The organism is Eubacterium callanderi, from assembly GCF_900142645.1.
In the GTDB taxonomy this organism is placed as follows: domain Bacteria; phylum Bacillota; class Clostridia; order Eubacteriales; family Eubacteriaceae; genus Eubacterium; species Eubacterium callanderi.
Genome location: NZ_FRBP01000008.1, coordinates 19,270 through 43,485 on the forward strand (window position 1 = coordinate 19,270; position 24,216 = coordinate 43,485).

Here is a 24,216-nt window from a genome sequence, read left to right on the forward strand (position 1 = left end):
AAAGGAGAAATAAAGAATGACTTGGTTAAAAGATAAATTATTTACAGAAAAAGCGGTAATTGCAATGTGTCACTTGGATGCACTTCCAGGCGATCCTCATTTTGACAAAGCAGGTGGGATGGAAAAAGTAATCCGTCATGCAAGAGAAGATTTTTTAGCGCTTCAGGAAGGTGGCGTGGATGCAGTAATGTTTTCAAATGAATTTTCTCTACCATATCTAACTAATGTAAAAACAGAAACCGTTGCGGCTATGGCACGTGTCATCGGAGAAATTAAACCGTTGATCGAGATTCCGTATGGTGTGAATGTACTTTGGGATGCAAAAAAATCCTTAGATCTGGCTGTGGCAGTTGACGCATGCTTTGTTAGGGAGATATTTACTGGTGTCTATGGGTCGGATTTTGGTCTGTGGGATACAAATGTTGGGGAGACAATTCGTCACCAACGATATATTGGTGCAGAGAATGTAAAATTACTGTTCAATATTGTTCCAGAAGCTGCAGCTTATTTGGGTGAACGCGATATTGTATCAATTGCAAAATCAACAGTATTTAACAATCGTCCAGATGCATTATGTGTTTCTGGCTTGACCGCGGGGACAGAAACGGACGCAGCAGTGCTAAAACGTGTTAAAGATACAGTTCCTGATACGGTTGTCTTTGCGAATACAGGAGTACGTTTGGAAAATGTTCGAGAACAACTTTCTTTAGCCGATGGTGCAGTAGTAGGGACAACCTTTAAAAAAGATGGCATATTTGAAAATCATGTTGACAAACAGCGTGTTAAAGCGTTCATGGATGAGGTTAAGAAATTTAGAAAAGATGTAAATGTCTGCTGATAGATGAAGAATAGAAAAAAATATAAATTCATTATTGATTTTGATGGTACAATCTCTGTAAATGACAGCACAACAACAATTGCCAGGCATTTTGTACCTGAAATGCAAAAAAAATATGAAGAAAGGCTCCATAAAAAAGAGATATCTATTGCTAAATATGTTCAAGAATTGCTAGAAGCTTCCAATTTAACAGAAAAAACTTATATCCGTTTTTTAGAACAAAATATTGTTATTGATCCAACTTTCAAGGACTTTATTAAAGAAGGATATGATTATACCATTGTTAGTGCAGGAGCATTTCAAAATATTTTTTATAGTTTAAAAGCTGCTAGTATCGATATACCGCCATCAAGAATCCTATCAAATCAAATCCAATTTTTGTCAGGATGCCTAAAATTGCATTCATCAGAGTATCCTCATAAAAATGGGATCGATAAGAAAAAAATCATTCAAAACTATCAAAGTTACAATATTCCTGTGATTTTTATTGGAGATGGTATATCTGATTTTGAAGGTGCAGAAGCGGCAGATGTTGTTTTAGCAAAACGAGATAAACTACTTGAGAAATACTGTGTCAAACATCAAATTTCGTGTTTTACCTATGAAAATTTTCGAGATATATGTCATATTCTTGAAAATGAAAAATTAATTTAAAGTTAAGGCCACCCTTTGATAGCGTCTCAAAAGGTGGCCTTTTTCTGTGTAGGAAAGTGATTTATTGTTCTTATGGTCTAGATCTGAGAATAGATCCTCTTAGGGCGAAAGGAGGAAAATTTATTTGAATATCATTATAACTGTGCTCATAGCAATCGGAATTTTTATCTTGTCCGGTCTGATTGGAACCTGTGTCGTACTGTATGTTAACGTCCGATATGAAATGAAAAAAGACCATACATTAAAGTTTAGTCTGGCAGTGATCGTTTTTTTATTGATCTGTTTGATTTTAGGGCTTTTCGGTATGCTTACTGCATTTGGGACAATGCCAAGTTTTTACTATGGCATTGTCCTTTTTGGTTTTTTGGCCGGTTTAGGCTGCATGTCCCTGATGTCCGTAGCTTCCCGGCAAGAACAGATCCATTACACCGGAGGTGAAAGAAGATGATCAAAAGAAGCCCCAAAAAGATCAGAGCACCAACCTGACAGCAATCCTATTGCTAAAATTGAAAAATTAAAGAGAGGAAGAAAAAGTATGTATAAAAACAAAGCTTTGAAAAAAACACTTTCGCTGCTTTTTGCGTTCTTATTCACCTTGCTGACGCTGTTGTCACCGCTGAGCTCAATGGTGGCAAAAGCCGAGAAAGGTGAGGATCTGCCACCGACGGGTGACTTGGCGCAGTACGCAGTAAACGAAGTCGGACAATCCGATCAGGGCTGGGTCATTTACGCGTCTAAAGATCCTAACTACAATCCCATGACGCGGGCATCCGGCAGCTCCGGCGTGTCTGTCTCGAAAGATTACGGGGGATATACGAGTTACACCCAGATTATCACCGTCGTGGACGATTCCGGTGTCGCGCATACCGCGTACTGTATTGAGCCCGATAAGAATACGCCCAATGGAACCATCTATAACCAGCAGATCACGGATAACGCTCAACTGAGAACCGTGCTCTATTACGGCTATGACGGCCCAGGAGGGGCTGAATTCATGGCCCGTGAAGGCGGCGATGCGCAGAGCGCTTTCATGGATACCTGGTGGGCAGTAAGATTGGCCTGTGGAGAAACGTCATCGAACCCCGCGGTTTATAACGATCCCAATATCCGCTGGCTGCTTGACCACGCGCCAGTTGAAGTTGGGGGCATCACGGTAAGTGGCTCACCGGATACCCGGTGGAACGTTGGTGAAAAGATGCAGGAAACTGACTGGTACACCACCAGCGGCTCCGGTACCTTTACCCTTGAACTCGATGGTCTGGGCATTGTTGCAAAACTGAGTGACAGCCGTACCATCACTTCCACCACTTCAGGTATTCCAGTAGGAACGGCTTTCAAATTGTGTGCAGGCCCGGAAAAAGATGGAACCGTTACGGTACCGATCAAAGCCACCGGCGTGGCTTATGCAAGCCTGATGTTTATCCCGGCGTCTGAACCGGATACACAGAGTGTTGTGGCCGGTGCCAGTGTTCAGGGGCAGGGACAGGAAGCTTCCGCTAGTGCAAACTTTGTGAAGCGCGTGACTTACCCGGATGTACAAAAAACCGACAATCGCCATCTGGCCCTTGATCTGAGCAAAACACAGCCATCCGGGGACGCTAGTCTTGACGGAGCCGTTTTTGGCCTTTACAAAGATCCAGAATGCACCCAGCTGGTGACTCAGGCAACCGTAACGAATGGGATTGCTGACTTTGGCGCGGTTGTCTTAGGCGACTATTTTTACAAAGAAATCAGTGCCGGTAACGGCTATAAAACTAATGAAACCGTCTATCCGGTCACCGTATGGGCAGAAGGCATGCAGGGCGTTACGGAGATCCCCAACGATGTTAAAACCAATCCTGTCAGCATTGTCAAATATGCGATCACTGATCCAGACAATGTGGATGATGTGTTAAATCCCCTGGCAAACGTTGATTTTACCCTGACCTTAAAGTCAGCCATCGACAAAGGCGAAAAGCTGACGGAAGGGGACAATTTGTTTAGCGGAAAAACCGACGAAAATGGCCGTATCCGCTGGGAAAATGTTCCTGTGGGGACTTATATCCTTCACGAAGTTAAAACGCCAGAGGGCTTTATTCCCATTGATGATCTGATCGTTGTCGTTGACGGCAGCGGCGAAGAAATTGAGATTCCGCTTACCAACAAAATGATGTACGGCGATCTTATTATCGTGAAGAAAGATTCGGAAACACAGAAAGAAATCCCGGTATCCGGGGTCAAATTCAAGGTCATTGACCTGGCGACCATGCAGTTTGTCAAACAGTCCAGTGCAGCAACCCTGTTTATACCGACCGATACCTTTAAGACCAACGATGAAGGGAAATTGTCCCTTCCGAAAAAACTCAAAAGCGGCAGCTACGCCGTGGTTGAAGCTTCGTCTCCGGATGGTTACTTAACCGCAGGACTGACCGCCAGCAACAACACGCAAAAATATACGGTTGACGGCAAAGAATACCAGGGTATCCCGGTCACCATCAGCCCGACAACCTGCGATAAAATTGAAATTGACGGCAAAACGGAATACAGCAGCACAGTCAGTGTCTACGATCAACCGGCCAAAGGACGGATTGAAGTCACCAAAACCGGCGACCAGCTGGACGGTACTAAAACCACTCCAAGCAAATATGGCAATGTCACAGAATTTATTTTTAATGAAAAAGCCTTAAAAGGCACGGTATTTGAAGTTTATGCGGACGAAGACATTACGACACCCGACGGCACCGTTCGCCTGCACAAAGGCGATCTGGCGGACACCCTGACCACCGGAGATAACGGAAAGGCCATTACCAAAGACCTTTACTTAGGCAAATACAAAGTGGTCGAAAAATCCGCGCCGGAAGGTTTTGTCAACGCGGGAACGGAGCAGAAAGTCACCCTGAAATATAAAGGTGAAACCGTTCAGGCATCCGACAATGTCGAAAACACCGCCTTCCACAATGACCGCCAGAACGTTGAGTTTCAACTGACAAAACTGGAACAGGAAATCGACAAGATTGAACAGGAAGGTGACGGCGTCACCTTCCATTATAAGGATGTTCCGGCCAATGACATCGACTTTGGCCTTTACACCAAAGAAGCCATGAGTGACGGTAAAGGCGGCACCATCGCCGCGGACACACTGGTATCGGTGAAGACCGTGAAAAAAGGCCAGGCAAACACCGTTGAAAACCTGCCTGCCGGTAACTACTACCTGAAAGAACTCAGCACCAAGGATCATCTGGAAGATAACAATTTCCGTTATGAAGTCACTTATGCCATCCAGGGCAACGATCCGCTGGTGGTGGTTCAGGCCAATAAAGGTGAAGCCATCAAAAATTACTATGTAGAGCGTCCTTTTGAGTTTACAAAAAAGGATGTTTCGGATGGCATGTTGATTCCGGGCGTCACCGTCAATGTTTACGACGAAACCGGGGAGAACATCATCTTTACCGGAAAAACCAATGAAAACGGCGAAATTACCATCACACTGCCAGCAGGCAAATACTTTTATCAGGAAGTCGATGCACCAGCGCCGTACTTATGCCCGGACGATTTATACCCGTTTGAAATCACCAAAGACAATAAAGTCACCCAGGCACTCATGACCGATGAGATGGCCATGGGGAATATCCGGTTACACAAAGCAGCTGAAGACCGGAATAATTACACCATTGACGCATCCGGAAAGGTTAACTACAAAGAAAAAGACCTTGAAGGGGCTGAATACGCGGTGAAAGCAGCCGAAGACATCGTCACACCGGAGGGGGTCGTCAAAGCCTTTAAAGGCGATACTGTCGCCCATATGGTCACAGACAAAAAAGGAGAAGCCACGATTACAGAAGCTTTCTTCATGACCAAAGAGGGTGCAGCTGCCCGGATGACGGAAGATACGGAAAAACCAGATGTGAAGTCTGAAGGGACAGAGACACCGGGCACTGACAAACCAGACACCGAAGCAAAAGCGGTTGAGCCGATGGATCTCAAAAAAGTCGATGAAACATCGACCGTTCCGGTAAAATCCGAAACGGCTTTATTCCTTGGCAGCGGCACGGCCAAGTATGACGTGGTGGAAACCAAAGCCCCGGACGGTTATCGTTTGGATGAAACCATCCATACCGTGGAGCTGAGCTTCAAAGACAATAAAACCCCACTGGTGGAAGTTAAGCTTGAATGCTTCAACGAAGCCAAAGGCGGAGACATTGTTCTTTACAAAGAAGATACCGAAGCCAAAACAGCCCTTCCGAACGCAGAGATCAGCGTGATGGATGCGGATCAGAAGGTGATTTTCAAAGGAAAATCCGACGAGCAGGGTAACCTGAAAGTCGGCAAGCTGCCAGATGGCGAGTATTTCTATCAGGAAACCAAAGCGCCGGAGGGCTATGTTCTTGATTCAACCATCTATGAACTGAAAGTTGTGGATCATGAAACCACAACCGCCGCGCTGGGCAATGTGAAGGAAAAGATTCCGGATACCGGGATTGATTCAAACAACAGCCCGCTTTTCATTGGACTGGTTGGCGGCGCTGCCTTGGTTTGTGCAATTACTTTAGGGGTTCATAACCGCCGAAAAGCAAAGCGATAATCTGAGCGAACGTAATTATTACACACATTGGAGTGCCTGGTGCTTCCGGGCACTCTTTTCAATTATGGGAATGCAAGTAACTATCATATATAGTCATATGTGGTCAATGCTATAGAACGGAGGATAGCCTGCGGAAGGAAAACTGGCATTGTATGATGCGGCGGAGAAATTTGCCGCTAACGTTACTAATCGAAACAAAGATAACGGGGAGAGAATCCCTGATAACACGGCGGTGAAGATTCAGTTTTTTGATACAGATTATACGCTTGGTTTGTATCATATCTGGGGCAGTACCAGACACCGCCATTCATTTCCTTTATTTCTTTGAAATAGCCGGGGCGGCTACGCCGCTTCGGCAATCCTTTCAAAGAAGCACCATTTAGTGGAGGTGATGCCGATTTTTAAATTAAATAACGATAACCGCAGATTGATCATGCTTCAAACAGCCATAACAGACAGCTCAGGGAGCTGTTTTTTATTGATCAAAAAGAAAAGAGAAAGGGGAGAAGATCCATGTGCTACGTGAGAGCACCAACATGCACCGCACCAACCGAAACGGTGGGCTTAAGAATAAGCAATATAAGAGCAATTTAAGCCTTAAGCCCAAAGAAAAAATAAGGAGGTCTAAATTGAAAAAACATTTGCGGAAAATAGGGGTCACAACCCTGTGTCTGTTCTTAATGTTTTCCTTCCTGAGTGGTTTTCTCCTGTCCATTCATACGGCCTGGGCGGCATCGGAGCGTCAGGTGGCACCAGCAACAGAAACAACGGAGCCACAGACGGATTCAAAAAATGAACAGAGCGAATTTCCGAAAGATGATCAGGGCAACTATATTGTCGGAAATTCCGGAGAAGGTGTTGTCACACTCTCGGCCAATCCAGAATATTTAAAGACGGTTCCCCTTGGGGATCACAAAAAGTCCATGATCAGTACTTATGCTGCAGGCTGGGATGATGGAGTGATCTACAGTTCAGACTTTGCAAGCCCAGACGGCACCGACATTATTACCACCACGACACCGATCATCCGGATCAGTGATAACGGCGTTGACGGTATCGCGTACTGCGCCGATCCAACGTTGAATATTCCTTCTGAAACAACCGGGCCGAATATACCAATCACCTATATCCGGGACAGCGCCAACGTACAGAGCTACCGGATTCGAAATGTCATGTATCATGGCTACCATGATGGGCAGAGCGGAGAATACTATGTCCAGACCTGGGCTGCCATTCGTGTGCTTGCCGGAATATCCAGTTACAGCAGTTATTACATGACCGATCCTGTCGTCGCTGATCTGGTCAACACCAAGAGCTATCAAGACCCACCCAACTGGAATGCGAGCTGGAGCATTGTCGCGGAGCGAGAGGAAGCGACATGGAACAGAGCAACCCAGCGACAGGAAACCGGGTGGTTTCAGACAGTATGTTCGAATATTTCAGAGCATGGCCAATACACCGTGAATCTGCCGCAAGGTGTCCACGCGATTGCCCGGAACACTTCCGGACAGACCTATGGAGACTATACGGGCAGCTTTACCATTTATGACGACGATGATTTTATGCTTTATGCCGATGGTAGCTATAGCGGCGACGTGAGCGCAACCATTACCCCAACCACCGCCAAGCGTTTCAGTACCGATGCCAATATTCCCGATGCCTGTGTGATCTATTATCCGGATGTTCCCAATACACAGCGGCTTTTTGTGTCCCTTGCCGTGGGATCAGGGAACATGTCTGCAAGCTATAAGGCAACTTTTAAAGGGAAGAACGTCTATAGTCAATTCACGAAAACCGATGAAGAAACCCTTGATGGCTTGCAGAACGCCCATCTCCAGATCTACAACAAAGACACGGATGAACTGGTTGCAGAGGCGGATACGGACGAGCTGGGACGGTTTCATGTGGAGCTTTTCCCAGGAGAGTATTACATTAAAGAAACAAAAGCGCCACACGATCACATTTTATCGACCGATCCCATTTACTTCACCGTAACAGGGACAGAGGACTCTATGACCATGGATGTCCCCAATGCGGCCCAAAAGGTGGAGTTTTCCTTTAAAAAGGTGGATGAAAACGGGCAGGCAATGCCGGGGGTTGAATTCGAGCTATACGCCTGCAAATATGACAAAGCATATTCAGACCAAACAGGAATAAAACCAGGGGAATCCGATAAACACAGTCACAGCGAATTGGCAGGAGCAGACGATTCATGTTGGACGACTGTGATTAAGAAATTGACATCCGATACGAACGGAAATGTCAATTTTGGTGAACTTCGAAGCGGTGAATATAACCTGGTTGAAGTGAAAACAAAGGCCGGGTATCAGCTGCCAAAGGGACAGTGGCGGGTAACGATTGACGCTGAAGCAAACACCATTGACATTAAAGCAAAAGGAAAACCACTGGCCCCGGCAGTTAAGAAAACAGCTACAGGCTTGCAGCTTGTCAATTATCCGAATCCTCAAATGCCCTATGCGGGGACAAATGATTCGAACCGCTTGCTTTTTAGCTTGTTAGGCGCATTGTTATTAGGCATGGCTTTTGTAGCTGGTTACAAAAAATTTGAGGAAAGAGGTAAAAAGTAGAATGAAATTTAAAAAATTAATATCAAAGAAAGGATTTAAAAAAGCGGTGACCGCAGCGCTGACCCTGACCATGTTGTTTTCATCTGTGGTCAGTGTCTTTGCGGCAGGCGAAGGGATTCCAGATCCTGCTATCGACCGTAGCATCACCATTCACAAATACCGGATGGACGATATTACAGAGGCAAGGGTAAGGTGTGACGGAACGGTTCAGACGGTGCCGAGTACCGCTGTTGCTTTGCAAGACGTACAATTTAAAATCACGAAAATGCAGGACAGTGACGTTACCAAACAGGATACGTCATGGACACCGGTTACGCTGACGACCAATGCTCAGGGAACGGCGACCATTACCGGCAACAGTAAGCTCCCAATGGGGATCTATCTGGTGCAGGAAATCGACAACCCCGCCGTGGACATCAAGGCAGCCGACTGTCTGGTCAGTCTGCCGCTGACGAATCCGGCAGGTGATGGATGGATCTATGATGTGCATATCTATCCAAAGAACCAACTGAAGCCAGGCCCGGAAATTGATAAATTCATCACCGAATTAGACAACAAACATGATACCTGCGACATCAGCCAGGAAAATAAGTGGATCATCGAAACAACCATGCCGGATGACATGGCCACCTGCGATGTCTACCAGATTACCGATGTGTTGGATACAAGACTTGATTTTGTATCGGGCAGTACGGAACTGTATCGTGTCGATATTCACGGAAACCGTGTAAAGATGAGCACCGGCGGTTACACCGTCAATGAGCCAACAACTGCAAATGGCAGAAAATTAACCGTCACGCTGAATGACACGGGCAAAAAAGAAGCCGCTCAGTCCCTGCAAGACATTAAAAAACCAAGTGTTTACAGTTTAGGTCAGGATAACAATGTGGGCACCATCAACATTGAATTCCGAACCGTCTTAAACAAAACCGCTGAAAGTTCCATGGGGCAGGCGATTTACAATGGCGCTTCCCTGGATTACACCAACAATCTGCATGTCAAATATGATCAGGTATCTGTACCCGACGACAAAAAGCCTGAGACACATACCACTGGTATTAACCTGGTGAAGGTAGACAGCACCAACCGAAATATCGCATTGCCGGGTGCGAAATTCAAAATCTATCGCAGTGAAAGCGATGCGAATAAAGGGATTAATGCCATCGTTGACCCGACCGATCACGCCAAAGATTGGGAAGTGACAACCGACGCCCAGGGCAAAGCACATTTTTACGGAATTGAGTACGGCATCATGGGCGACAAGCATAACAGTTTAGACGCGGTCACTTGGTACTGGCTCGTGGAAACACAAGCCCCCCAGAATGTCAATGGTGTGAATTACCAGCTTTCAAAGAAACCTTTTAAAGTGAGAGCCGATTCGGTATCACACTTAGCTGCCAACACGGTGACGATTACCAACGTTCCGAAATATGATCTGCCGTTTACAGGCGCAAATGGGGGTACGACGTTCATCATTGGAGCCGGGTTCTGCTTGATTGCTGCAGGTGCATTGATTGTAATAAGAATTAAAAAGTCGAAAAAGGCTGAATAATCGAATAATAGCGCATCGTAAAAGAAAGGAGACAGCAGATGAAGCGGATTCTATCGAATATGGCCATCACTTTAATGTTCATCATCGGAGCTTGCTTTTTGGCGTACCCGATCATTGCGAATCTGCTGTCAAATCGGCAGCATGGGGAAGTGATTCAGGATTATCAAATCACGGTGGAGCAGATGAACGCTTCCGTCATGGCCGAAGAAAAAGAAAAAGCCCTGGCTTACAACCAGGGCTTAAATGGTATGGTCGCACATGACCCGTTTATCGAAGGCAGCGGCTATGTCCTTCCCGAAAACTATCTGGGCTGCTTAAATGTGGATGGGATCATGGGAACGCTTGTCATTGACAAAATTAAGATCAATCTGCCGATTTATCATGGTACACGTGACGAGGTGCTGCGACAAGGTGTTGGGCATATCAAAGAAACCGCATTGCCCATCGGCGGGGAGGGCAGCCACGCTGTCCTCACAAGCCATAGTGGACTTAACGAGGCAAAGCTTTTTACCGAGTTGGATCAGCTCACCAAGGGAGATACTTTTGAGATCCATGTGCTGGATGAAATTTTGACATACAAGGTGGATCAGATCAAAGTGGTTGAACCCAATCAAACGGACGAATTAAAGGCTGTACCGGGCAAGGATTATGTAACACTGCTGACCTGTACCCCCATTGGTGTCAACAGCCACCGGCTTTTAGTCAGAGGGGAACGGATTTTTCCAGAGCCGCAGGCAGAAGAAATCAAAGAAACGGTTAACCGCAGCTATGTTATCTTAGCGGCGGCGACGGTTGTACTGGTTCCGATTGTCCTTTTAAGTATTAATTGGGCTATTAATAGAAATGGTTCAATGAGGTGAGGTTCAATAAAAATTATAATGATATTGGAGAAAAAAATGAAAAGCTATATTGCAAAATGTGTAAATGATACAGGAAAAACTTCCTATAAGGAATTTTTTCAAACTGGATATTGGGATAAAAGTGTACGTCCCTACATCCAACTTACTCAGGAAGAAATGGATCAGGATTTTGTAAACTGCATTATAGGTGCATTGAAAGATTTAAAACAAGAGGTATTGTGGATACTTGAATTGAACGATGATACAGTAGTTTATAGTATGAATGAAAATCAGGCTCAAGTAAGCTGACTGGCACGAGTCTAAATTTACTTGAGATACAGTTAGAATTTTGCCAAATTAGATAACGAAAATTAAGATACTTTATATCAGCCCAAAAGTGTGTTATAATATAAAAAGAAACAGGGACACCGGGCACGGTAGCCCCGACATTAAACTAACGAATAACCGTCAAGTTTTCGAGGCTATGGACGGTTATTTGTCTTTTTTGATGCATTCAAGGATAAAGGCGATTAACGCCAAGATCAAAATTAACTGATTATTATCCATAAGCATCACCCCATCTCTGGGGCACAATTTACCGCACCGGTGCCACAGGTATCCCTGCACCACGATTATAGCATAACACGCCGTCTGAACGCAATCAGGCGGTTTTTTATTGATCAAAAGTGATCATCAAGCAATATGGGAACGCAAAAGCCTACAACTTGAATGGTAGTGCCGGTTTAATTCCGGCAGTTCCCTCAATCTTTTCCTTTTTAATGGAAGTGGTAACCTCCTGCCACTTCCAGACACGGCAATGAGCGTATAGATGGGCTTATTCCAGTTCAATTCTGGACATTGCCACACTTTTTCATTTCTTTTCCTTAAGTACCGGAAGACAAAGTCTTCCGGTACAGTATTAACTAAATAAATAATATTGAAAGGAGAGCTCTATGTTTCTAAGAATTGATTTAAATAATAGGCAAAAATTTTATGTTGAAACGTTGGAAAATTTAATTAAGTCCAGGAAAGAAAAGGTTGAGAGTGGCGGCGAGCTTCTTCCAGATCGAACTTTTGGGATATTTCTTGGAGAACTGAATTGTTTTTTTCTATATGAATGAATTAGTTGATAGTGACGAATATAGAGCCCTTTTAAAAGATCTATATTACATATATGCGGGTAATTCTGAAAGCGATCCCGTTTTCGGACAAACCTTAAAAATGACGAAAAGATTTCGCCAGCATTTAAAAGCGAATGATGCCTTTTATGATTTTCTATATGGAAAAAATATAGGTGAAATAAGAGTGATGAATATATTGGGGAAGCTCAGTCCTCAACAAAAGGAAAAATATTTCGAAGTGGAAAGATCGTATGAAGATTAGGGTTTTATACCAATTTTTAATTATTGTATAGTATACTATAGTTAAAATGATATATCGGAGAAATGAAAATTTGAATATAAAAATGAAAATAGATAGCAGTCTTAGCTTCAAAATACCAGAATATTTATACGATGATATTGTCAGGCTTCAAAAGGGAATAGAAGATAATGTTAACTACCTTGATTGTCTCTATGATGAAGTACAAGGATCAATTAATTTGGCTTACTATGACCATTGTATTAGTTGGGAACAAGCGGAAGAACTGAGAAAAAAATATTTGTAAAGAAGGATGAATAGTATGGATTTAATTGATTTTTCAAACTGTCAATCAGTTCTTAGATTTTATGGTGGTTCCGAACAGAAGAAATCAATCATTTATAATAATGAAATATCCCAAAAAAGCTCAGGAACGTGAGCAATTAGATATATCTTATACGAATAATATTTATTCTGAGTATATTGGATGCCATATCTTTCAGATGCTGGGGGTTGAAACGCAGCAAACAGTTTTAGGTACATATCAAAATAAAGAAGTTATATTGTGTAAAGACTTTGTTGACGATAATGACCGTCTGTACGAATTTGCACAAATCAAAAATAGTATTCCAAATGAACAGGGAACATCCGGATGTGGAACAGAGCTGAGTGAGCATTTGGATGCATTGGGGCAACAGACGATCTACCAAGTTCAAAAGCTGAAAGATTATTTTTGGGATATGTTTATCGTGGATGCTTTCATCGGTAATTTTGACAGGCATAATGGTAACTGGGGTTTTATAATCAATAAAAAAGATGCTAAAGTGAAAATTGCTCCTGTATATGACTGCGGCTCATGTCGGTACCCCAAATTAAGTGATGAGAAGATGGACAGTATCTTATCAAATTCTGATGAAATAAAAAAACGCGTCTATGATTTCCCAAACTCAGCCATTAAAGAAAACGGAAAAAAGATAAATTATTTCCGGCTGATTAACAGTCTGGAATATGAGGATTGCAATAATGCTTTAGAAAGAATGATGAAGCGCATTGTATAAAAGAAGTCAGTGATTTCATCGATTCTGTGCCCAACATTACGGACATACGGTGTCGTTTTTATAAAACCATGCTGGGATTGCGATATAACTTGATTCTCCATTCAAGTTTTATTAAACTCGCAGAAAAGCAGCAGGCAAAAAATCCATTATTTTTTAAGGATGGACTTGCATACGATGAGGAAAATGAGCGATAATTATTCTTTAACAAGATAGCGAAAAATTAAGAAAGCCAGGCTTAACAAAAAGTCTGGCTTTTTTGTTTTTATTTAAGAGTTTTGAGGGGAGAGCCATGTATGTATTGAAAACAGAGAATAAGAGTACTTTGTATTTTAGTCAGGCACAATGGGAACAAACACACCCTGATTACATTGCGTTAGCGGAAGGGACACTTCAGGGCGTTGTGATTCTCCGTTTGGTGGACAGGTATTCGCCTTGTAGTAAAAAGCTGTTTTTATCTGACGAGGAGAGTAAAGCCAGAGAAGGATTTTACATTATCGTACAGCGCGTCAAAGATTTTAAGGATTACCAAAATTTTTTAAAAGGTTTAGTATATAAAAACAAGAAAGAGTTATCAAATAATTTAAAAATACTGAAACATCTTGAAATTTGAAAGGAGAGTGTAAATGTTACTGAATCAAAAAGCAGATGGAGTTAACCTGTTGAATGAGCTGGATCATCTAAAAAGTGGTCAGGCTCCATACACCGATGTGATTAGATGTTACATTGGTGTATTTTTATTTTTTACAGAGTTGGTGCATTTTGGAGATATTAACGGAATCAATGCCTATTTTACCGAAATGCTCAACCTGGCAGAAAGACACTGCCCAGAATTGAACACCATGATTCGGGAAAGAAAGGCTGCTATTATTCTTAAAGACGGTTTTTTCAGAGAAGCATATGATCAGTATTGCGAGCTCAGCAACGAAGAGCAATTCAAAAGCGATACCGCTTATGCGACTCGTATAAAAGCAAACCGAGCTTTAGCTTTATATGGACTAAAAAGAAAAACCTATGTGATTGTCATTCACCGGTGGGAAGACTCAGTTGAAAATGCGCAATCCCTTGAAGATCGAAAGCAGATTGAAGAAAATATACTACTTCTGAAAAGTTCTGAGCGTGAAAAGTTATGAAAAAATTAATTGGAACAACCCTGGATGATCACTACAAATTCATATCGCTTATCGTTGAAGGTGCGACCAGCACTGTTTATCTGGCCACCGACCTGCAGATGGGAGCAATGTGGGCAATCAAAGTATTAAATAAAAAGGATAATATTCAAGGGTATCAGCGTCAAAAGGAAGAGGCCATCATGCTCTCAAAGCTTTCAAATCCAATGTTTCCGCGTGTTTTACCGACCATTTACGATCAACCTGAAGCATTGTATATCGTCATGGATTACATTCATGGAGTACAGCTCAGTGAATTTTTAGAAAACAATGTAATATCTGTTATGCAGGCGATCAATTGGCTGAAACAGATTTGCCAGGGGATGGAATATCTCCATGAGCAGGGCTATGTGTACTGTGATCTTAAGCCGGACAATGTTGTTATCAACAATCAATTTTTAAAGATGATTGATTTTGGCGCCTGTAAGAAAATAGGGGATACCACAAACCGTAGAGCTGGAACCGCAGAGTTTTCACCGCCGGAGTATGCAGACCGTTCAATACCAGTGGGCACGTATACAGATGTATACTCAATTGGTAAGCTTGGCCAATACATTTGCAGTTTCCTTGACGAAAAAGAAAAACCTTCTGAACTAGTATCTTTATTGAACCTTTGTTGTGAAGCTAATTATGAGCAGCGGATCAAAAGTGCGGAAGACGTTTATGCAGCTTTGCAGCGTATTGAACAAAAAAGTGATCCGATTTCAGGGTATAAAGCACGTTTGGCCATTTTTCTGAGCAGTGTCATTTTGTGTATCGCCTTCTTTACACTCGGAATGTTTGGCTATTACAGCAATGTTCAGGCTTATCGCAATGAGTTCAATTCTTTTTTTAATCAAGCTGTAAAGTATGAGCAGGCCGGAGAGAACAGCAATGCAATTGAAGCCTATTTAAATGCTTCGATTAAAGACCCAGGGCAGAGTGATGTATATGAAAAGATATATCAGCTCATGTTGCCGCAGAAAACGGACGAGAATTTCCGGGAGAAGAATAAAGCGCTCCTTGATGTCTTCAGAGAAAGAACTGCAATAAAGAATTTGGATGAGTCTCTCCGAATTCGTTTAGCGGAACTTTGTATCGAACAAGAAAGTCCTGTTTACCAGGACTACGCAAAAGACCTTTTAAAAAACATGAAAGGTGAAAAAGTAGAAATTCTTCGGAATATTGTGAGTGGAGAGGGTGACACAGGACAAATTGTTGAGCAGATTAAAAATTTGATTGAGACATCTGGTGATACAAATGAAAAAATGGATGCATTATTTCTTTTACTCAATGTCTATTCAAAATTAAACACTTGGACAGAGACAGATCTGAATTTTATTGAGAATACTTTCAAAGCAATGGATCAGGAAGCCCTTAATAACCATGAGAAGCTGATACCTTCATATAAGTTAATCGCATTGGGGCTATCAAATAACTTAGAAGATATGAACCTACGAAAAGATGCTGTCACGTGGTGGAATAAGTTAGATCATCTTCATGCGGAATATACAAAAGAAGAAAATATTACAAAAGGTAAGCTCTATTATGCGGAAGGTGATTATCCAAAAGCAGCAGAAAGCTTTAAGGCGGCCATTGGAAAAGACGACAGTGATCTCTTGAGCTATCTTTATACCATTGATGCCCTGCTAAAATCAGGAAATAATAGCGAGGCAAGCAATCTGTGGCAAAGAGCAAAAACGTTAAAGGAAAAGCAAAACGAAAAATTATCCGCAAATCTTTTATATCAATATAACGCCTTACAGCTTCAGCTGGAAATGTTTGGTATTCAATAAATAGTACCCAAACAACGCGCTTTTAAAAAATATAGTAATGTAAAGGAGTCAAACTTAAAATAGAAATTAGCAATTTAGTGGACAAATTTTTAACATGAATTAAGTAAAGGAGGAACAAAAATGGACATTTCAAATGTATTTTTTGTTTTAAGCATTATTTTTTTAATTGCGTCGATCATTTTGTACAATGTGCTCTCTATAAGAGCAATCAGACGCTCTTTTAAAAATAAAGCACAAAAAAAAGAATATAAAAAGCATGTGAAAAAATATGAAAGCAGCACCGACCCGTTAAAGAAAGATGTTTTACATCCGACGGTGCTTTTAGATGAAGATGAAGAACAACAAAAAATTTTTAGAATCGTTGGAGGAGAAGATGACTAAGGAAAAAAGAACCACGGACTTATGCAAAATTCTGCTGTTTACTTTTGCATTATTGATGTTATGTTTGCAGATGCCTGTTGCAGCTGCTACACCGGAACAGGAAATACCTGTTGCTGAAGCCGTTACAGAAATTGTGTTTCAATCGACGAACGCGAATCCAATGATATGTAAACAAGGAGATAAGATAAATCTATCCTATAAAATCGCACCAGAAACGCTCGTAAAGGCTGTTAAAATCGGAGGACAGGAAGTGATACCTGTTGAGAATCTTGAAGCGACAGGAGCGTTTTTAGCTGAGTACAATATTGATGAAACCACAAAAGTTGAAAAAATAAATTACGAGATCCAATGCGTTGTTACGCAAGATGGTCAAGAAAAAGAGTTCATTTATTCAAACGAGGAAAAGGACAGTATCCAATATTATAAACCCATTGAAATTACAGAAATAAAATACGTTTCAGACAATCAGGAAACACAGTCGGCTATTAATGGAAGCGTTCTTACATTTTCATTTTTGTCAAATCAGGAGCTGGTAGATCTTTCGATGATAAAAATAGGGGATACGTCGATAGAACTTAAGCATGAAGTGGTTGAAGGAAAAAATCATTACAGCGCTCAGTATACTGTGCCGCAAGATAAGTACGAGGATGGCGTGCTGATTCCCCTGGATTTATCATCGCTCCAGTTTGTACAAGATATTGCCGGTAATATTGCAATGGTATCGACAGACGCAAAAATCGTTTATCATGCGCCATTATCAATACAGGATGTACATTTCACTTCAAATCAGCCTGAAAAGGGCATTGCTGTAAATGGCAGCGAGCTGACGTTTTCCTTTTCATCAAATCGAAAACTTGTCAATCTTGGACAAATTCGGATCGGAAAAAATACACTGGAAATGAATGAAACGGAGCATGGGGGAAACATATCCTATGACTGCCATTTAATCGTGAGGGAAAATATGTTCTCAGATCTCACCGATATTCCCCTTGATCTTTCACAGATCAATGCCGTTTCAGACCAATATGGCAATACAGCAACTATAGAGACAGATGATAAAATTGTTTACTATGCACCACTCGAAATTAGTCATGTCACGTTTGAATCTGATCACAACAATCCCTCAGTGGCCATCAATGGCAGTACACTGAGGTTTTCTTTTTATTCCAATCATGAGTTAATGAATCTCGGCAAAATTGTGATCGGAAACAGCGAACTTGCCTTAGAAATGGAAAAAGAAGGCGATCATTTCCGGTATTTTGCAAATCATAAAGTCAGTGAAGACTATCAGGATGCAAGCCCAATCACTTTAGACGATTCGAAAATTGAGAGCGTGAAAGATGCAGCTGGTCAGGAGGCAGGAGTTCATACAGAGGAAGTTATCACGTATTATAAGGCACTTTCAATGAATAACATCGTCAAGTTGAATTTCTCTTGTACCGGCAACAAAGTTGGAAACACCTACTATGTGAAAAACAATGACCAGATTACAGTGTCCTTAGAGTGTAACCGGCCATTGACCAATACGGATCTTCGTATCGCTGATCAGAGAATCGAAATGAAGTCGGAGGACGGCTTTTCCTGGACAGGTACATACACGGTTGAAAATCTTCAGGATCGTTCTGTGATCAATACTGCGTTAACTTTACAGGATATATACGATACGCCGCCATATAATGTTTCCGGTGATCATTTCACGACGTGCGTTTTCTATTCGGCCCTTCAGATTAATCAATTGAGCTATCAATCCAGCAATGAAAATGGGATGGAGCTGGCTAAAAATGGTGATGTTCTCACCGTTGCATTTTCAACAAACCATGAATCAAATATTAAAAACTGTCAGATAGGGGGGCAAAGTGTTGAAGTTGAATCTGGAAACCGGATCGACTATACAGCAAGAATTGAAGTAACCGGTAATTTAGCAGCCGATCAGGAAAGTATCCCGTTTTCCATTACTGCTGGTGATGACGCGAATAATGAGGATGTGACCAAAACGCAGCATGACACAACACAGATTATTTACTATGCACCGATACAATTATCGGATTTGAAGTTTATGTCAAGCAATGAGCGCGATGGGAGTAAATATGCAAAAGATGGCGATACTCTTACAGCCAGTGTTGCGGCCAATCACCGGATTACTTGTATTGGTCAGATCGCCGAAAGTAACGTGACGGCCGCCGCGGACGATAAAACCTATACCGCCGCCCAGAACGTCCGGGGACTGATTGATCAGCAAGCAATTGGTTTTTCTTTAGTGGCTTCAGACCTTGCAGGAAATACGCCAGTAACTGTGTCAGAAGCAGACGCCGGGGTTCAAATCATCTATTATGCGCCCATCACGGCAGAGGCTGCAATCACTTCTAACAATGCAAAAAACAGTAAATATGCCAAAGCAGGAGATACGATCAGCGGCGTTATTACCGCAAATCACGAAGTAACCGCAACGGATGCTCAGCTGCACGGTTTTAGAGCAAACACTGGCGGAAAGGGTGAAACACTTCAGGCTTCATTACAGCTTGAAGGGGGCAGCCAGGGAAATATCGGTGCATTCTTTAGGATTGAAGACGCTGCTGGAAATACGCGGACAATCGAAAAACAGTCCGATATTATTTACGACGATATTGCTCCAACAATCAAAATTGATCCAATTGTTAATGGTTTTATGAATCAAAAAATCAGCATTAATGCGGTGTATGAGGATTCTAATCTGGATGGCAGCACAGCAGCATTTAAAGTTAATGATCAAGATCGACTTCAGCAAAAAAACAGCGGCCAAAATGCGCTAACATCCTCTGTTGAACTCAGTGAGGATGGGACATATAGTATATCCGCTCAAATTGAAGACATGGCGGGTAACCGCAGCGAAAGCACCGGTGGAACCGTTGTAATTGACCGGACAAAACCGGAAATTGTAACCATGAATATTGATTTAGATAAGCAGCCCGCTTATAAAAGCGGAGTAAAGCTGTCGGATTATTTCCTGGTCAAAGATGATCATCTGGATACAATCAACTGTTTATTAACTCATAAAACCGGATTAATGAAGACCATCGCCTGGAATCTCGATGATCACATTGATACAGAAGGAGAAAAAGGGATGGAGCTGAGTGCCTTGGATAAAGCCAAAAACCAGTCCAATCAGCTGGAGTATGGCTTTTTTGTCGATGGCACTGCACCAAAGCCCTTAGTGACTGAAAAAAATACAAACACACCGATTCCTGAAAACAAGAAGACCGAATTGTCTAAAGATGCACGAATCAATATTGAACTGGATAAAATCTGGATCGGCAATGAGAAGCCAGATTATTTCACGAAAATGGAAATAAAGAATATGGATTCAGGTGAAGTGGTAAACCTTCTTGAAAATCAAGATCAGATTAGTAAAACACTCTATCAGCTGCATGAAGATGGCGACTACCAGCTTACCGTTGCGGCCAATGATGAAGTCGGGAATGAACTTGGTGAGGTAACCTATAAAATGGCTGTGAACTCAGAAAAAATTTCTGTAACCGCGCCAGAAAGTATGGTAAATCCTTTAATCTACGTTGGAATTGCAGCTGTTGCAGCACTCTGTACGCTTCTGATCTTCTTTTTGATGAACAAAAGAAAAGGAAAAAAAGCCGATGAAAATAACCATTGAGGATAAATCTTTCAATGTGCTATGTCCGCCGATTTTTGTGCCGGATATTTTCAAAGACAAAGATCATAAAAGTGCTTCAGAAGAACATTCATCCAAACGAGCCCCGGTTGATTTACCAGGGGCTCCAGATTTAGGGAGTTTCAAAGAAGAAGAGGAAGCAATGCTCAGTGAAGTGTATTTGTCGGAATCCGAAAAAAAGCCAGACATAAAGGAAAAAACGGAAAAGCGTTCGATTTTTCATTTTTTCAGGCGAAAGAAAAAACGCCCCAAAAAAGAATTGACAGAAGAAATTGAATTTAAGCCCTCGGATTTTAAAACCACAATACTTGACGACGATATTCCTTATTTGATATTAAAGAGCCGCCAAAGTGACGTGAGTGATCTGGTTATCTTTACGGATTATTATCCCATTGGAAGAAGGATACCGGATCTACAGGCTTTTTCTTATATTTCAAAATGCCATGGGCTGATCTATTCCACAGATCGTGACCATGCTTATTTTGGTGATTGTTCGCAAAATACCAATCGGATTAACGGACAGCCTTTGAACCACATGAAATACTATGAGTTGAAGGAAGGAGACACCCTTCGACTTGGACAGCTTGAATTTATTGTTGAAAGGGAAAAATATGAGTTTTAATATATCGATTGAAAAATTAGATGATAAAGGAAAAAGAGATCGGTATGAGGATGCTTTTACCTACTGGAGTGAAAAAGATATTAAGGGGAATACTTTTTATTGTTTTGCTGTTGCCGACGGTGTAGGCGGGCTCGATAAAGGAGAAGCGGCCAGCAGTATTGCCATTGATGAAATAAACCATTGGGCTGCAAATACCTGTCGGCATCTTTTAACAGATAAGGCAGTGAACCTCGAATTAGAATTGACGGAGTTGCTAAAACAGATCAACAAACATATTTTTTGTTATGGAAAAAAGAGAAATATAAAACTTGGGACAACACTGACCATGATTGTTATTATTAATGAAGAGGGACGTATCTTACAGGTAGGCGATAGCATTGCCTACTTAATTGAAAAGCGTCAGGCCTATCGTATATCCGATAAGCATACCCAACAAAAGAATCATCGAAGCTACCTTACCAGCTGTATCGGGACGAATGAAGCAGTCACGCTTTTCCAGAATCAGGAAATTAAACTGGCGGCACCTTCTGTCTTGTTTATTGGATCGGACGGCTTTTTTAACTGTTTGGATATTCAAAGTCATATCAACCTGATTGAAAAGGGCAAAAATAAAAAAGTGCTGCCAACGTTATTAAAAAGTGTTCGTGATGCAGGAGAAACCGATAATGTAACCGGTATTCTGGTAAGAATCAAAAACGAATTAAGTTAAAAGTATGGGTATACTATGTTATAATAACGATAAATTTATCTGAATAATAAAAGCAATGTTTTCAGAAAGGACTATCAAATGAAAAAATTGCTGCGAACGGTCGATGTACTTAAAAATGAGCTTAGTAGTTTAAAACCACTGAATGAAACAGAAATAAAAAGGCTTCGCGATGAGTTCGCGATCGAGATCACTTACAACTCAAATGCGATTGAAGGAAATAGCTTGACTTTGAGAGAGACAGCATTAATCCTTCAGGAGGGAATCACCATTAGCCAGAAGCCGCTCCGTGAACATTTGGACATCATTGGTTTTAAAGATGCGTTTGATTTTATCATGGATTGTGCTGAAAGAGAAAGGGAGCTAACCGAGGGGCTAATAAAGGAAATCCATGCCCTTGTTTTGATGAACGATGCAAGGAATCGAGGCGTTTTTAGAAGGGTACCAGTTCATATAATTAGTTCAACACACAAGCCGTCACAACCATATTTAATTGAACCCTATATGGAGAAACTGATACTCAACTATTCAGAGTGGCTAAAGAAGTTACCGACAATTGAAGCCATTGCACGCTTCCATCTTGAGTTTGAGTCCATTCATCCCTTTATCGACGGTAACGGGCGAACAGGCCGATTAATCCTAAATCTGGAACTTGTAAAGCATGGCTACCTTCCGGTAGATATTAAGGTTACCGATGCAGCACGGTATTATATGTGCTTTGATGATTATCGCGTTAATGACTTGAACCCGGAAATGATGACGGAACTCATCGCTGAATACGAGATGTCGCAACTGGAAAAGCATATAGCGATTGTAAAAGCAGCTCAGGAATATGAAAATGAATATGAGGGGGAATACCCTAAATATGACATTGAAGAAGAACGTTAGATTTATATTAATATTTTTAGTCTGTAATTGTATTAGCTTATGAGCGCCTGTTATGGCGCTTTTTTTATTAGCTAAAAGTGAAAGGATAAAAATGGATAATACGAATGTTTTTGATTTTGAAAAAAGGTGGGTCAAAGATTTAGGATTACCCGAGGAAGTGGCACATAGGATTGCTAATATTGCCGACTTGTTTGAGATGATCAGCGATCAACGACTGATTCCTTTTAAACAGCATCCAGGCTGGTTTGAGGGTTTACAGAGTATTCACAGACTAAATTTTGATGATGATCAGATTTACTTGGAAGCGCTTTATGATAATAACGGGATGCCACCAATGACTTACGATGATGAAGACAACTGGATAATCCCTGATCCCGATAAGGGTCAAGGGAGATGGGAAAAATATGGACAATTTTATTGCTCAACGGATGCAGATGGCGAAATATATGTAAACTATTTTAATTTTCTTGATGTTTCCGATTTGGTTAAGTTGGAGCAAAAAGAAAAAGCCGTTTTAAACTGCGCGAAGATGAGTCAAGTCAGAAACTTAAAGTTAAAAGATATACAAAACGCATTGTATCAATACCTTCGTCGGCAAGACCCAGAGCAGACTTTTGATTATTTAAATCAGTCTGATAATGCTTTATGTGAAGAATTAGTCAAAATAGATGAACGACTTGATATGAACAGTCTTTCTGGAGATTTTTTATGGGATACAGTATTACAACTTTTTAAAGATGAAAAACTAGGAGATAGCTTTCCAGAATATGATGCAATAGGCTATTTTGAGGGGAATAACGCATTACAAAGTTTAGAATGGCATGAAAAAGCGCATTTTGGAAAAGTCGTTCGATATGAAGAGTATGGTTATGTGGATCTTCCTGTTTTAGAAATTGATAAAAGTAATCCGGAATACCAGGCTTACAGAAATGAAATGTATCAATTGGTGACTCAAAACGCCTGCAAAGATGATGATCTGAGTGTGTACTTAATCAATCATTTATCAGGAGATAAACTTGATCAGGTGACTGATTTTATTAAAGAATTCAAAAGAAATGGCGTTGATCCGAATAACGATTTATTTAGCAAAGCAGGTTGGAGATCCCAGGAAGATGAGGATTATTTAAAAGTCAATGATATGCCGGTGATAGACGATGAACGTTAATATAAAAGCGAATAAAGGAGGTTAAGATGAACATTTCCGATGATCCTAAAAGCGTGAAGGTAAGCATTCGTTTTACCGATCAGGAAATAGAGTATTTGGAGAAAAAAGCGCTTGATAGCAATTGCATTTGGAATAAAAATCCCTGTATATCCCAATTTATCCGATTGTGTGTGCTGAATGAAGGGAAAGTTTATATTTATAAGGAATTCAAACCGATTTTAATGCAGATCCGAAAAATTGGAACCAATTTGAACCAAATCGCGAAGTTGGCCAATATGCACAAAATTGAAGAAGTTTATTTGCAGGAGTGCCAGAAAGAACTGGCCGAAATCGTCAAAATGCTGGAAAGAATATCAAAGCAACTGCCCAATAATCGTGCTAAGACAAAATGATGAGAGGTGAA

Annotated in this window: 22 protein-coding genes; all 22 read left to right on the forward strand. The window is 41.4% G+C overall.

Going from position 1 to position 24,216, the window contains the following annotated elements; translation table 11 throughout:
• Nucleotides 1-16 precede the first annotated feature (16 nt).
• The 22 genes from BUC22_RS11810 (at nucleotide 17) to mobC (ending at nucleotide 24,205) form a co-directional block, all read left to right on the forward strand.
• The gene (locus BUC22_RS11810) at nucleotides 17-838 is read left to right on the forward strand and encodes a BtpA family protein (RefSeq protein ID WP_013380185.1); all 822 of its coding nucleotides are present in this window, start codon (nucleotides 17-19) and stop codon (nucleotides 836-838) included.
• 3 nt (nucleotides 839-841) lie between these two features.
• Nucleotides 842-1,492 (forward strand): HAD-IB family phosphatase, encoded by a 651-nt coding sequence (locus tag BUC22_RS11815; RefSeq protein ID WP_013380186.1) that lies wholly within the window; start codon nucleotides 842-844, stop codon nucleotides 1,490-1,492.
• A gap of 124 nt (nucleotides 1,493-1,616) precedes the next feature.
• A complete protein-coding gene (locus BUC22_RS11820) occupies nucleotides 1,617-1,940 on the forward strand; it encodes a hypothetical protein (RefSeq protein WP_013380187.1) in 324 nt (107 codons plus the stop codon).
• A gap of 87 nt (nucleotides 1,941-2,027) precedes the next feature.
• On the forward strand, nucleotides 2,028-6,053 hold the full coding sequence (locus BUC22_RS11825) for a SpaA isopeptide-forming pilin-related protein (protein WP_013380188.1): 4,026 nt from the start codon (nucleotides 2,028-2,030) through the stop codon (nucleotides 6,051-6,053).
• 629 nt (nucleotides 6,054-6,682) lie between these two features.
• Nucleotides 6,683-8,641, forward strand: a complete 1,959-nt coding sequence (locus BUC22_RS11835; RefSeq protein WP_242946561.1) for an MSCRAMM family protein — start codon at nucleotides 6,683-6,685, stop codon at nucleotides 8,639-8,641.
• 1 nt (nucleotide 8,642) lies between these two features.
• The gene (locus tag BUC22_RS11840) at nucleotides 8,643-10,193 is read left to right on the forward strand and encodes a SpaH/EbpB family LPXTG-anchored major pilin (RefSeq protein ID WP_013380192.1); all 1,551 of its coding nucleotides are present in this window, start codon (nucleotides 8,643-8,645) and stop codon (nucleotides 10,191-10,193) included.
• Between the two features lie 38 nt (nucleotides 10,194-10,231).
• Nucleotides 10,232-11,053, forward strand: a complete 822-nt coding sequence (locus tag BUC22_RS11845; RefSeq protein ID WP_073383002.1) for a class C sortase — start codon at nucleotides 10,232-10,234, stop codon at nucleotides 11,051-11,053.
• Nucleotides 11,054-11,089: 36 nt separating this feature from the next.
• The gene (locus BUC22_RS11850) at nucleotides 11,090-11,341 is read left to right on the forward strand and encodes a hypothetical protein (RefSeq protein WP_041689854.1); all 252 of its coding nucleotides are present in this window, start codon (nucleotides 11,090-11,092) and stop codon (nucleotides 11,339-11,341) included.
• A 644-nt stretch (nucleotides 11,342-11,985) separates the two neighbouring features.
• A complete protein-coding gene (locus BUC22_RS21880; RefSeq protein WP_013380196.1) occupies nucleotides 11,986-12,153 on the forward strand; it encodes a hypothetical protein in 168 nt (55 codons plus the stop codon).
• On the forward strand, nucleotides 12,146-12,415 hold the full coding sequence (locus BUC22_RS11855; RefSeq protein WP_013380197.1) for a hypothetical protein: 270 nt from the start codon (nucleotides 12,146-12,148) through the stop codon (nucleotides 12,413-12,415). The genes BUC22_RS21880 and BUC22_RS11855 overlap by 8 nt, the downstream gene beginning before the upstream one ends.
• Nucleotides 12,416-12,485: 70 nt before the next feature.
• Complete coding sequence (locus BUC22_RS11860) at nucleotides 12,486-12,698, forward strand: hypothetical protein (RefSeq protein WP_013380198.1); 213 nt, start codon at nucleotides 12,486-12,488, stop codon at nucleotides 12,696-12,698.
• Between the two features lie 61 nt (nucleotides 12,699-12,759).
• Nucleotides 12,760-13,449, forward strand: coding sequence for a HipA domain-containing protein (locus BUC22_RS11865; RefSeq protein ID WP_278286330.1), 690 nt, complete (start codon nucleotides 12,760-12,762; stop codon nucleotides 13,447-13,449).
• Nucleotides 13,450-13,738: 289 nt separating this feature from the next.
• Nucleotides 13,739-14,059, forward strand: a complete 321-nt coding sequence (locus tag BUC22_RS11870; protein ID WP_013380200.1) for a hypothetical protein — start codon at nucleotides 13,739-13,741, stop codon at nucleotides 14,057-14,059.
• 13 nt (nucleotides 14,060-14,072) lie between these two features.
• Complete coding sequence (locus BUC22_RS11875) at nucleotides 14,073-14,579, forward strand: hypothetical protein (RefSeq protein WP_013380201.1); 507 nt, start codon at nucleotides 14,073-14,075, stop codon at nucleotides 14,577-14,579.
• Nucleotides 14,576-16,390 (forward strand): protein kinase domain-containing protein, encoded by a 1,815-nt coding sequence (locus tag BUC22_RS11880; protein WP_073383007.1) that lies wholly within the window; start codon nucleotides 14,576-14,578, stop codon nucleotides 16,388-16,390. Before BUC22_RS11875 ends, BUC22_RS11880 begins: the two co-directional genes overlap by 4 nt.
• 120 nt (nucleotides 16,391-16,510) lie before the next feature.
• Nucleotides 16,511-16,771, forward strand: coding sequence for a hypothetical protein (locus BUC22_RS11885; protein WP_013380203.1), 261 nt, complete (start codon nucleotides 16,511-16,513; stop codon nucleotides 16,769-16,771).
• Nucleotides 16,764-20,414: an Ig-like domain-containing protein gene (locus tag BUC22_RS11890; protein ID WP_013380204.1), complete on the forward strand. Its 3,651-nt coding sequence runs from the start codon at nucleotides 16,764-16,766 to the stop codon at nucleotides 20,412-20,414. The genes BUC22_RS11885 and BUC22_RS11890 overlap by 8 nt, the downstream gene beginning before the upstream one ends.
• A gap of 37 nt (nucleotides 20,415-20,451) precedes the next feature.
• The gene (locus BUC22_RS11895) at nucleotides 20,452-21,054 is read left to right on the forward strand and encodes an FHA domain-containing protein (protein ID WP_158308582.1); all 603 of its coding nucleotides are present in this window, start codon (nucleotides 20,452-20,454) and stop codon (nucleotides 21,052-21,054) included.
• The gene (locus BUC22_RS11900; protein WP_013380206.1) at nucleotides 21,008-21,763 is read left to right on the forward strand and encodes a PP2C family protein-serine/threonine phosphatase; all 756 of its coding nucleotides are present in this window, start codon (nucleotides 21,008-21,010) and stop codon (nucleotides 21,761-21,763) included. Before BUC22_RS11895 ends, BUC22_RS11900 begins: the two co-directional genes overlap by 47 nt.
• 78 nt (nucleotides 21,764-21,841) lie before the next feature.
• Complete coding sequence (locus BUC22_RS11905; RefSeq protein ID WP_013380207.1) at nucleotides 21,842-22,648, forward strand: Fic family protein; 807 nt, start codon at nucleotides 21,842-21,844, stop codon at nucleotides 22,646-22,648.
• A gap of 52 nt (nucleotides 22,649-22,700) precedes the next feature.
• Nucleotides 22,701-23,813 carry a hypothetical protein gene (locus BUC22_RS11910; protein WP_013380208.1) on the forward strand — a complete coding sequence of 371 codons (1,113 nt, stop codon included), beginning with the start codon at nucleotides 22,701-22,703 and terminating at the stop codon, nucleotides 23,811-23,813.
• Nucleotides 23,814-23,839: 26 nt separating this feature from the next.
• The gene (gene mobC / locus BUC22_RS11915) at nucleotides 23,840-24,205 is read left to right on the forward strand and encodes a plasmid mobilization relaxosome protein MobC (protein ID WP_013380209.1); all 366 of its coding nucleotides are present in this window, start codon (nucleotides 23,840-23,842) and stop codon (nucleotides 24,203-24,205) included.
• The last annotated feature ends 11 nt before the right edge of the window (nucleotides 24,206-24,216 follow it).